The following is a 10,391-nucleotide window of genomic DNA, read 5'->3' as shown; positions in this document are numbered from 1 at the left end:
TGCCCGAGTGCCCCGGCCACCACAAGCTCCACGACAAGGACTGGACCGCCACCCTCGACCACACCACCGGCACCGTCACCTGGACCAGCCCCACCGGCCGCACCATCACCGTGCCCCCGCCCGACCCCTGGCCATAGCGGCACTGCGCGTGGCTCATGCAGGGGTCCCGGCGGGGCGACGACAACGGTCAACACGGCCGGTGAGAAACCCGCACGGAAGCTGTTGGTCGTGGCACAGCGAAAGGCCCGGCAAGCTGTGGACGGTGCCGCTCGCCGGGCCGCTGCCGAGGCGGGAACCCGCCCTGTGAGGCGGTGCGCCCGCGCAGTCGTTATGACTGCTTGACGGCCTGGACGGTCAGCTCGAGACGGACGTCCCGGCCGACGAGCAATCCGCCGGCCTCCAGGGCCTGGTTCCAGGTCAGCCCGAAGTCCTCGCGGTTGATCGTGGTGCCCGCCGTGAACCCGACACGGGTGTTGCCCCACGGGTCCTGGGCGGCACCGTCGAACGCGACATCGAGGGTCACCGGGCGGGTCGTGCCGCGGACGGTGAGGTCACCGTCGACCAGCCAGTCGTCGCCCTCCCTGCGCACGCCCGTGACGGTGAACTGCAGCGTCGGGTGCTGCTCGACGTCGAGGAAGTCGCCGCTGCGCAGGTGCGTGTCGCGGTCCTCGGCGCGGGTGTCGATGCTGGCCGCCTGGATGGTCACCTGCGCCGTTGACTGCGTGACGTCCTCGGCGACCGTGATGTCGCCGCCGAAGTCGCTGAAGCGTCCCCGGACCTTGGACAGGCCGAGGTGGCGGACGACGAACTCGACAGCCGAGTGGGTGGGGTCGATCTGGTAGGTGCCGGCCTCGGGGACCTCGGTTCCGGCGACGGTGCGGACGGCGGTTGCTTGTGCCATGGTCATGCTCCTTGTGTCGGCTATCGGGCGGTACGGGACAGAGAGGGATCTCGCGGGTGGGTCTACCCGGGTTCGCCGTGGGAGATGCCCACGCCGCCTCGGGTGGCAGGCCCGTAGCGGGCCTGCTCGCCGGGAAGGTCGAGGCGGCCGATCGTGGTGCGAGCGGCCACCGCCTCCGGGGTCAGCTGGTCGGCGGGCACGATCCAGGCCAGCTCAAACTGCAGCCCGTCGGGGTCACGCCCGTACACGCTCTTGGTCGTGCCGTGGTCGCTGGCGCCGGTCAGCGCGCCGGCTGCGGTGAGGGCGTCCTGCAGCGCGCCCAGGGTTTCCAGGGTGTCGACCTCCCACGCCAGGTGGTACAGGCCCACCGTGGCCCGACCGGCCTGCGATGGGCCGGCGTCGGCTCCGATCCCGAAGAGGCCGAGGTCGTGGTCGTTGGTGGACCCGGGCGCTTGGAGGAAGGCGGCGTCCACGCCGTCGGGGACGACCGGCAGGACGCGGAACCCCAGCACGTCGCGGTAGAACGCCACGCTGCGAGCCACGTCGCTGACGAACAGCACCGCGTGGTTCAGCCGGGTGATCATGGCGCTCCTCCTTGGGGGGCCCTTGGGGGACTCCACCCCTTTTGTTGAAGGCTCAACCTTCATGACGAGATCCTAGCACGAGATCGTTGAGGGTTCAACCATCCCCCGGTATCGTGTGGGCCATGGATGAGACCCGGTGGCTCGACGAGCACGAGCAGCAGACCTGGCGCGCCTTCCTGGTCATGCACCGCACGCTGTTCGCCCAGATGGACCGCCACCTCCAGCGGGAGTCGGGCATCCCGCACGCCTACTACGAGATCCTGGTGCGCCTGTCCGAGTCCCCCGACCGCACCTTGCGCATGAGCCAGCTGGCGGAACGCTCGCAGTCCTCGCGCAGCCGTGTGTCGCACGCGGTGGCACGCCTCGAGCAGAAGGGCTGGGTACGCCGCTCCGCCTGCCCGGAGGACAAGCGCGGCTGGCTGGCCGCCTTGACCGACGAGGGGTTCGCCGCCCTGGAGGCGGCCGCCGCCGGCCACGTCGAGCAGGTCCGCAGCCTGCTGTTCGATCCCCTCACCCCCGAACAGGTGGCGCAGCTGCGGGCGATCACCGAGGCGGTGCTCGCCCACACCCCGCCCGAGCCGGCCATCGACGATCGCTTCTGAGACCGGAGGAGGCGGTGGCCGAACCAACGCGACGGCTGTACGGCGTCCTCCTCGGGGACGAGGAGCACGGGTGCGGCGACCTGCCCGAGGAAGTCTGCGCCGAGGTCCCGCGCAACGCCGGGCGGCTGGTTGGGGCGCTCACCCTGCAGCACGCCGGCGACTTCGTCGTGGACGCCAAGACGGTGCTGGCCTGGCTGCTGGCTACGGTGGGGGCGCCCGCTGGGCTGACCGGGCTCCTGGTCCCCGTCCGCGAGTCCGGCTCGCTGCTGCCGCAGGCGGGGCTGGTGCCGTGGGTGCGGCGCTTGCCCGTCCGCAAGTGGTTGTGGGTGGGCGGTGCCGGGGTGCAGGCGGCGGCCGTTGCCGTCATGGCCGCGGTCGTGGCCACCACGACCGGCACCGCGGCCGGGTGGGGGATCATCGCCGCGCTCGCGCTGTTCGCCCTGGGGCGGTCCGTGTCGTCGATCGCCGCCAAGGACGTCATGGGGCGCACCGTGCCGAAGGGCCGGCGCGGGCGGGTGACCGGCTACGCCACGGTGGCCTCCGGCCTCGTTGCGGTCACCGTCGGCGTCGCCATCCGGGGGCTCGGCGCCGAGGCGGCGGGGACGACGGTGTTCGTCTGGATGCTGGGTGCTGCCGCCCTGACGTGGGTGGCGGCCGCCACCGTGTTCGCCACCGTCGCGGAGCCCGGAGGCGGCAGCGACGACTCCCTCCGGGCGGGCTGGCTGGGCCACGCCGTCGGGCTGCTGCGCCGCGACCAGCCGTTCCGCCGGTTCGTCGTCACGAGGACCCTGCTGCTCGTGTCGGCGCTGTCACCGCCATTCGTGGTGGCGCTCGCGGCCGAGGAGAGCGGCGCGGCCTTCGGCCAGCTCGGGGCGTTCGTGGCGGCCACCGGCCTGGCCGCGCTGGTCGGCGGGCCGCTGTGGGGGCGGTTGGCGGACCGGTCGAGCCGAACGGTGATGGCGCTGGCGTCCGCCGGGGCGTCGGGGGTCGTCGTGGCGCTCCTCGCCGCGACGACCGTCGAGGCGCTGCGCACGGCAGCCTGGCTCTACCCGCTGGCCTACGTGCTGTTGGCGCTGGCCCACACGGGGGCGCGCATCGGCCGCAAGACCTACGTGGTCGACCTGGGCGAGGGCAACCAGCGCACCGACTACGTCGCGACGTCGAACTCCGCCATGGGGCTGCTGCTCCTGGTGACCGGCGGCGTCTCGGCGGCGCTGGCCGAGCTGGGTATCGGCATCGCGCTGGGCTTCCTCGCCGTGCTGGGCACGGCGGGGGCGCTGGCGGCCCGCACCCTGCCCGAGGTCACGCGGCCCGCAAACTGAGCTGAGCTGAGCTGAGCTGAGCTGAGCTGAGCTGAGCTGAGCTGAGTGGAGGTTGAGGGGAGCTCGGCGCTGGGGGGGGGGACGTGATCTGATAGCGTTGGGGTACGGGATGCCTGGACCATGCGTCTCGCCTTCGCAGCATTCGCATCAGTTTCGGCGCGTGGCTCGGCGGCTTGCCTTGGGTCCGGCGCTTTCCTGGTGCACCCCTGGCACTCGCCAGATTCGCGCGCCCAGGAAGGTCCCAGCCATGCCCGACCAGGCGCGACTGCATGCTGCCTTGGACGAGTTCGTGCGCACGATGGTCCGCGACTACGACATCGGCCACACGCTCGACCTGCTGAGCGACCACGTCGCGAGCATCCTCGGGATCCACGGTGCGGGCGTCTCCCTCGCCGACGACCACGACGTGCTGCAGTTCGTCACGGCCACCGACGAGCGCATCGCCCGCGTGGAGCAGATACAGACCCGCGCGGGCGAGGGCCCTTGCCACGAGGCGCATCAGCAGCGCAAGGCGGTGATCATCGAGGACCTGCGCACGGCTGTGCAGTGGAGGGATTTCACGCCCGCGGCCCTGGAGGCGGGCATGGCGTCGGCGGCCGGCATCCCGTTGGCGGTCGGCGACGAGTGCATCGGCGCCCTCAACCTGTACCACACGCAGGTGCGCACCTGGACCGACGAGGACGTGGCGGCCGCCCGGCTGCTGGCTGACATGGCCACCGGCTACATCCTCCACGCCCAGCAGCTGCAGCAGACCAAGCGCCTGGCCGAGCAGCTGCAGCACGCCCTGGACAGCCGCATCGTGATCGAGCAGGCCAAGGGCATGCTCACCGCCCGCAAGGACCTGGACCTGAACCAGGCCTTCGGTCTGCTCCGGGGCCACGCCCGCGGGTCCAACCGCAAGCTGCACGACGTCGCGCGCGAGGTCGTGGATGGCCGCCTCGACCTGTAGGAGGGCTCAGGTGGCGCCGTCGTAGCCGACCGGCAGCAGCCGGTCGCCGTCCACGTGGCGGTAGTACACCTGCCAGCGGTAGTAGCCCTGGAACGTCCGCGGATCGGCCTGCATCTGCCCGGCGTAGGTCGTGATCGCCCGGACGTAGGCGTTGCTGTTGTTGTAGCGGAACAGGGCGTTGTCCATGGTGGCGGGCGCGCCGTTGGCCGCCAGGTAGCGGCCCGCGCCGAGAATCGCGTCCCGCGGGTTGTTGATGTCGCCCTCCCCGTAGGCCGCCCACGTCCCCGGCATGAACTGCATGGGGCCCTGTGCGCCGGCCGAGCTGGTGCCCTGGATCCGTCCCATCCGCGTCTCCACCATGTGGATCGCGGCGAGGTACTCCCATTCGACGCCGAAGGCCTCCTGCGCCTCCCGATAGTGCGCCAGCAGCTGCCCTGGGGGCGGTGGCGCCACGATCCGCCAGGCCGGGAGCTCCGGCTGCGGCGTGGTCAGCGCGCCGAGGTCGGTCGCCGCCTCGACGTGGGCCGCCACGGGCCCACGCAGGGCCTCGGGCACCAGCGGGAGCACCTGGTCGCGCAGCCCGGGGGAGCGCGCCAGGTGCCGGGCGGCGGCCTGCTGGACGTGGGCGGCGGTCGCGATCTGCGCGTCGCCGGCACCGTCGCTGCGGATCACCTGCTCCGCCTCGGCGATCTGGCGGGCCAAGCCCTCGGCGTCCCCGGCCGGCACCGGGGGCTCGGCGGGCTCCGCGCGCTCGGGCTCGATCTCCTCGGCGGGGTCGGGGTCGGGATCGGGGTCGGGCTCGGGTGGGGGATCGGCGTCCTCCGCCGCTTCGGTCACCTCCGCGCTGTCGCCGGGGGGCTCGCCGCCGTCGTCGCACGCGGCCAGCGCCGCGGCGCACAGCACCAAGATCAGCATTCTCAGGGCGGTCGCTGCGCGACCGCCCCACCCGGCGCAGCAGAGCATCTCCTCCGCAAGCTCCGGCGATTCACGTGTCGGCACCCAGGGCGGTCGCTGCGCGACCGCCACACCCGGCACAGCGGAGAATCGCCTCCGCTGGCGCTCCAGCGATTCACGTCTCAGGGCACGTCGGTTCACAATGCACCCTTATCTGTGGCCGTGCCTGGTGTGGCCGTGAGCGCACCGGCGGCAGCGCGCGGAATGCGGTCCGGGAGCCGCTCGTCGAGGCCGGTGAGACGGCGGTAGCCCACCAGCCGGCCGATCGCGACGGCGGCGGTCTCCCGGGCCAGCGCCCGCGCGGGCTCGAGCCCGCGGGCCGAGTGGACCGTCGTCGGCGACACGTGGGCGGTCAGCCCCAGCTGCCGGGCGATGCCGGCGATGCGGTACGAGTGGTAGGGGTGGGACACCAGGAGCACGTCGGTGGTGTCCCGCTCGTGCAGGAAGCGGGCGGTGGCCGCCAGCGACTCCCAGGTGCTGCGGCCCTGGTTCTCGATCTGGAGTACCTCGTCGGGCAGACCCCGGGCTCGCAGGTAGTCGTAGCCGCTCTTGCCCTCGGTGGTGCGGTCACCGGGACGCTGCCCGCCCGTGACCCACACCACCGGTGCGTGCCCCTGGTCGTAGAGGTCGGCGGCGTGGTCGAGCCGGGCCTGCAGCGCGGGGGAGGGCCGTCCGTCGTACTGGGCCGCGCCCAGCACCACGATCGCCTGCACCGGTCCGGCCTCGTCACGCAGGGAGGCTTGCCAGACCTGGGCGAAGGTGACGCCCACGTACGCGACGAGCACCAGCACCGCTGCGACCACCACGCGCCTCATGTGCGTCTTGAACCCCCTCGACGTGGGTCAGTGCTCCGCCCGCGACGGTAGCGTGCGCGGGGGTGGTGTGCTCGGCCCGCTGCCGCCGTGGCAAGCGGTAGCATCCCGCGAACGGTCCCCGCCCCCTTCCGGAGCCTGGCGTGTCCCCTGCTCGAACCCGTCGTCTGCGCGTGCCGTTGCGGCCACCTCAGGCGGTGGCGCATACGAGCGCGGTCCTCTGGCAGCCGCGCCGCGACACCGGGCGGGTCGGCCTGGTGCTCGGGCACGGAGCCGGGACGGACATCACGAACCCGGTGCTGCTGGCCGTCGGACGGGGCCTCGCGGACCGCGGGCACCCGGTCCTCACCTTCAACTTCGCCTACGCGGAGGCGGGCCGCAAACCCCCTGACCCCCCGGCGCGTCTGGAGGCGGCGTTCCTCGACGCGGTCGGCGTGGCGAGGCGCGAGATGGGGGGGCGCGCCTTGGTGCTCGGGGGACGCTCAATGGGCGGGCGGATCGCCAGTCGCGTCGCCGCCACGGGCCAGCCGTGCGCCGGCCTGGTCCTGCTGGGCTATCCCCTGCACGCCGCCCGCCGTCCGGAGCGCCTGCGCACCGACCACTGGGGCGACCTGACCGTGCCGCTGCTGTTCGTGCAGGGCGACCGCGATCCCCTGTGCGACCTCGCGCTGCTGGAACGCGAGCGACGGGCGCGACTGGCCCACGTCGACTCGGAGGTCCACGTGGTTGCCGGGGCAGACCACGCCTTCGCGGTCCGCAAGGTCGACGGTCGTGGGCCCGGCGAGATCCTCGACGAGATCACCGCCGTCGTGGCCGACTGGCTCGAGGAGGTCCCGGCCGGGGACACCGAAGCCCGGTGAGCCGGGCGAGCTTCGCACGGCTCGGGGCGCTCGCCCTGGCGTGGGGCGCGAGCTTCCTGCTGATCAAGCTGGCGCTGGAGGGCTTGAGCCCGCTGCAGATCGTGGTCGGCCGGGTGTCGGCCGGGGCGCTCGTGCTCTGGGCCATCCTGGCGGTGCGGCGCCAGCCGCTGCCCCGTGGCCTCAGGCTCTGGGGCCACCTGGTGGTGCTCGGCGTGGTCGCCAACATCGTGCCGTTCTTCCTGTTCGGCTACGGCGAGCAGCGGATCACCTCGGGACTCGCCGGGGTCCTCAACGGCTCGACACCGCTGTTCACCCTCGTCTTCGCCGTCGCCCTCCTGCCGCAGGAGCGGCTCTCGCCGGCACGTGTCCTCGGCCTGGCGCTGGGGCTGGTCGGCGTGATCCTGGTGGTGGGGCCCTGGGACAGCAACCCGCTCACGAGCTCGGTGAGCGGGCAGCTGGCGTGCCTCGGGGCCTCCTGCTGCTACGCGATCGCGTTCGTCTACACCCGCCGGTTCGTCTCCGGCAGCGGTCTCCCGCCCGTCAGCCTGGCTGCGGGGCAGCTGGGGTGTGCCGCGGTGCTGCTGTGGGTCGCCGCGCCGCTGCTCGCCCGCGGCGAGGTGGCCCTGACCGGCACCGTCGTGGGCGCCGTCGCCGTGCTGGGCGCGGTCGGCACCGGGGTCGCCTACCTGCTCTACTACCGCCTGATCGCGGACGCGGGGGCGACCAGCACGTCGATGGTCACCTACCTCATCCCCGTGGTGGCTGTGCTCCTGGGCGTGGCGGTCCTGTCCGAGCCCGTCGGGTGGAACCTCTTCGCGGGCGCCGCGGTGGTCATCCTCGGCGTCGCCCTGGCCGAGGGGCGCCTGCACCGCGTGGTCCCGCTGCCGCCGGCACGACCCCCCGGAGCAGGGTCCGTGCGACCCGCCGACGCCGACCCCCTGCAGCAGGGGATCCCGCGCGGCGGGTGACGCCCGCCGCTACCCGCTGGGAGCGGCGCCCAGGGCCCGGACGGCCCGCAGTGCGCCGACCAGGGCGGGGTCGGCGACCGCGACGGCGTCGGTCCAGGTGAACCACGACACGGCTTGGCTCTCGCCGGCCGGTGGCGCGGGCGCCACGTCCCCGGCGTGCACCAGGTAGCGCACGTCGAGGTGGGTGTGCCCGCGGGGAGCGGCGTGCACGTCGACGTGCACCAGGCGCGGTCCGGCGGGCGGGTGGGCGACCGACACACCGGTCTCCTCGACGGTCTCGCGGGCGGCGGCCTCCGACGGCGTCTCACCGCGCTCGACGTGGCCGCCGGGCTGCATCCAGATGCCCAGGCGCTTGTGGCGGTGCAGGAGGACCCCCCTGGGGCCGACCACGATCGCCGAGCCGGTGACATGGGTGGGATCGGCGGCCTCGTCGAACGGCGCGGCCAGGCGGTCCAGAGCCCCCACGAAGCGCACGACCGAGTCCGCCTCGCGCTCGTCGATGGGCGAACGGGCCGCCACCGCTGTGCGCAGGTCCGCCACGGCCGTGTTCACGACGGGTCGGCGGCGACGCGAGCCGCCCCCGTGGCCTCGGCGGCCTCGGCGACCGCCTGGGCCACCGCGGGCACGACCGCGCGGTCGAACGGGGAGGGGATCACGTACTCGGGGGAGCGGGCCTCGCCGACGATGGCGGCGATGGCCGCGGCGGCCGCGAGCTTCAGGTCGTCGTTGACCTCACGGGCCCGGCAGTCGAGCAGCCCGCGGAACAGGCCGGGGAAGCACAGGACGTTGTTGATCTGGTTCGGCTCGTCGCTGCGGCCCGTGGCCACGACCGCCGCGTGCCGGCGGGCCAGGACGGGATCGATCTCGGGCACCGGGTTGGCCATGGCGAACACGATGGCGTCCTCGGCCATGAGGCCGAGGTGCGTGCTCGTGATGGTGTCGCCTGCGGACAGCCCGACGAAGACGTCCGCCCCCTCCAGCGCGACCTCCTTGTCGCCCTCGAGGTTGCGGGGGTTGCTCTGCTTGCCGAACCGGCGGAAGATCGGGTCACGGGCGGACTTGCGTCGCTGCGTGACGATGCCGGCCTGGTCGACCCCGACGAGGTCGACCACCCCGGCCGCCATCAGCAGGTTCGACACCGCGATGCCCGCCGCCCCGATGCCCTGGACGACCACCCGCAGGTCCGGCCCGACCTCCTTGCCCACCAGGCGCACCGCGTTGTGCAGCGCAGCCAGGACCACCACGGCGGTGCCGTGCTGGTCGTCGTGGAACACCGGGATGTCCAGGCGCTGGCGGAGCTTGCCCTCGACCTCGAAGCACCGCGGAGCCGAGATGTCCTCCAGGTTGATGCCCCCGAAGCCCACCGAGAGCGCGGCGATGATGTCCACCAGCCGGTCGGGATCGCGTTCGTCCAGGCAGATCGGGTAGGCGTCGACGCCGGCGAAGTCCTTGAGCAGCATCGCCTTGCCCTCCATCACCGGCATCGCCGCCGCCGGCCCGATGTCGCCCAGGCCCAGCACCGCCGACCCGTCGGTGACGACCGCGACGCTGTTGCCCTTGATCGTGAGGGTGCGCGCGAGGCTCGCGTCCTCGGCGATGGCCGAGCACACGCGGGCGACCCCGGGCGTGTAGACCACCGCCAGGTCCTCGCGGGTGGTCACCGCCAGCTTGGTGGCGATCGAGATCTTGCCACCCCTGTGCACCTCGAAGACCCGGTCGTCGGGCGGTGGGCCACCCGTCATGGGGCGGTGGAGACGTAGACCAGGTCAGCGATCGCGGTCGGCACCCGGACCCGACCCCCGTCGACGACCACGAACCCGCCGTCCGCGGACAGCCCGAGCCGCCGGCCGGGCAGCAGCTCGTGGTCACGGATGAACGCCAGCGCGTCGACGTCCACCTGCAGGCGCTCGGAGATGCGCTGGATGAGCGCCTCGTCGCCCTGCTTGGCGGCGTCGGTCATCGTGATGAGCTCGACGGGCTCGACCGTGGTGCTGGAGCCGGGGATGGGGTTGCCGTAGGGGCAGAGCGCCGGGTCGCCGAGGACCGCGGCGATGCGCGCCTCCGCCGCGTCGGAGATGACGTGCTCCCAGCGGCACGCCTCGTTGTGGACGTGGGTCCAGTCCATCCCGATGACCTCGGTCAGCAGCAGCTCGGCGAGGCGGTGCTTGCGCATCACGCTGGTGGCGAGCTCCCGGCCCTTGTCGGTCAGGGCCAGGGTGCGGTCGGCGCCGATGCGCATCAGCCCCTCGTCCTCGAGGCGCGCGACCGTCTCGCTGACCGCGGGCGCGGAGAGCCCGAGGCGTTCGACGAGCCGGGCGCGGATCGGGGTGATGCGCTCCTCCTCGAGCTCCCACACCGTGCGGAGATACATCTCCGTGGCGTCGATGAGCGGCGTCATGGGCGTCTCCTCGGATCCTGGGGGGCGGTCGCTGCGCGACC

12 protein-coding genes are annotated in these 10,391 nt (G+C 73.2%); 5 read left to right on the top strand and 7 right to left on the bottom strand.

Annotated features, from left to right (window positions below; translation table 11 throughout):
- Positions 1-328: 328 nt before the first annotated feature.
- Both WD250_12380 and WD250_12375 read right to left on the bottom strand, forming a co-directional pair.
- On the bottom strand, positions 329-901 hold the full coding sequence (locus WD250_12380) for a YceI family protein (protein ID MEX2621000.1): 573 nt from the start codon (positions 899-901) through the stop codon (positions 329-331).
- Positions 902-963: 62 nt separating this feature from the next.
- A complete protein-coding gene (locus tag WD250_12375; GenBank protein MEX2620999.1) occupies positions 964-1,485 on the bottom strand; it encodes a VOC family protein in 522 nt (173 codons plus the stop codon).
- Positions 1,486-1,607: 122 nt separating this feature from the next.
- On the opposite strand from WD250_12375, the gene WD250_12370 reads away from it, so the two are divergent.
- The 3 genes from WD250_12370 (at position 1,608) to WD250_12360 (ending at position 4,358) form a co-directional block, all read left to right on the top strand.
- Entirely contained in the window at positions 1,608-2,087 is a 480-nt protein-coding gene (locus tag WD250_12370; GenBank protein ID MEX2620998.1) for a MarR family transcriptional regulator, read from the top strand.
- A gap of 14 nt (positions 2,088-2,101) precedes the next feature.
- Positions 2,102-3,409 carry a hypothetical protein gene (locus WD250_12365; GenBank protein ID MEX2620997.1) on the top strand — a complete coding sequence of 436 codons (1,308 nt, stop codon included), beginning with the start codon at positions 2,102-2,104 and terminating at the stop codon, positions 3,407-3,409.
- A 247-nt stretch (positions 3,410-3,656) separates the two neighbouring features.
- A complete protein-coding gene (locus WD250_12360) occupies positions 3,657-4,358 on the top strand; it encodes a GAF and ANTAR domain-containing protein (GenBank protein MEX2620996.1) in 702 nt (233 codons plus the stop codon).
- A gap of 6 nt (positions 4,359-4,364) precedes the next feature.
- Here the strand turns inward: WD250_12360 and WD250_12355 are convergent, their stop codons facing one another.
- The gene (locus tag WD250_12355) at positions 4,365-5,273 is read right to left on the bottom strand and encodes a transglycosylase SLT domain-containing protein (protein ID MEX2620995.1); all 909 of its coding nucleotides are present in this window, start codon (positions 5,271-5,273) and stop codon (positions 4,365-4,367) included.
- Between the two features lie 176 nt (positions 5,274-5,449).
- On the bottom strand, positions 5,450-6,127 hold the full coding sequence (locus tag WD250_12350) for a YdcF family protein (GenBank protein MEX2620994.1): 678 nt from the start codon (positions 6,125-6,127) through the stop codon (positions 5,450-5,452).
- A 194-nt stretch (positions 6,128-6,321) separates the two neighbouring features.
- Here WD250_12350 and WD250_12345 point away from each other — a divergent pair, with 194 nt between their 5' ends.
- Positions 6,322-6,984: an alpha/beta fold hydrolase gene (locus tag WD250_12345; protein MEX2620993.1), complete on the top strand. Its 663-nt coding sequence runs from the start codon at positions 6,322-6,324 to the stop codon at positions 6,982-6,984.
- Positions 6,981-7,952, top strand: a complete 972-nt coding sequence (locus tag WD250_12340; protein MEX2620992.1) for a DMT family transporter — start codon at positions 6,981-6,983, stop codon at positions 7,950-7,952. The genes WD250_12345 and WD250_12340 overlap by 4 nt, the downstream gene beginning before the upstream one ends.
- Positions 7,953-7,961: 9 nt before the next feature.
- Here WD250_12340 and WD250_12335 read toward each other — a convergent pair whose 3' ends face one another.
- The 3 genes from WD250_12335 to WD250_12325 all read right to left on the bottom strand — a co-directional run.
- On the bottom strand, positions 7,962-8,504 hold the full coding sequence (locus WD250_12335) for an NUDIX domain-containing protein (protein MEX2620991.1): 543 nt from the start codon (positions 8,502-8,504) through the stop codon (positions 7,962-7,964).
- Positions 8,501-9,694: an NADP-dependent malic enzyme gene (locus WD250_12330; GenBank protein ID MEX2620990.1), complete on the bottom strand. Its 1,194-nt coding sequence runs from the start codon at positions 9,692-9,694 to the stop codon at positions 8,501-8,503. The genes WD250_12335 and WD250_12330 overlap by 4 nt, the downstream gene beginning before the upstream one ends.
- The coding region (locus tag WD250_12325; protein MEX2620989.1) for a metal-dependent transcriptional regulator at positions 9,691-10,391 on the bottom strand (701 nt) is incomplete at its 5' end. The genes WD250_12330 and WD250_12325, both read right to left, overlap by 4 nt.

The organism is Egibacteraceae bacterium, assembly GCA_040905805.1.
Classification (GTDB): Bacteria; Actinomycetota; Nitriliruptoria; order Euzebyales; family Egibacteraceae; genus DATLGH01.
The sequence above is the reverse complement of the archived record's forward strand: the minus strand, read 5'-3'. Positions and strand labels throughout refer to the sequence as shown.

Excerpts from the sequence above, each read along its gene's own strand:
- WD250_12380 (MEX2621000.1), bottom strand. The coding sequence starts at position 901 with ATGGCACAAGCAACCGCCGTCCGCACCGTCGCCGGAACCGAGGTCCCC.
- WD250_12375 (MEX2620999.1), bottom strand. The coding sequence starts at position 1,485 with ATGATCACCCGGCTGAACCACGCGGTGCTGTTCGTCAGCGACGTGGCT.
- WD250_12370 (MEX2620998.1), top strand. The coding sequence starts at position 1,608 with ATGGATGAGACCCGGTGGCTCGACGAGCACGAGCAGCAGACCTGGCGC.
- WD250_12360 (MEX2620996.1), top strand. The coding sequence starts at position 3,657 with ATGCCCGACCAGGCGCGACTGCATGCTGCCTTGGACGAGTTCGTGCGC.
- WD250_12355 (MEX2620995.1), bottom strand. The coding sequence starts at position 5,273 with ATGCTGATCTTGGTGCTGTGCGCCGCGGCGCTGGCCGCGTGCGACGAC.
- WD250_12350 (MEX2620994.1), bottom strand. The coding sequence starts at position 6,127 with ATGAGGCGCGTGGTGGTCGCAGCGGTGCTGGTGCTCGTCGCGTACGTG.
- WD250_12330 (MEX2620990.1), bottom strand. The coding sequence starts at position 9,694 with ATGACGGGTGGCCCACCGCCCGACGACCGGGTCTTCGAGGTGCACAGG.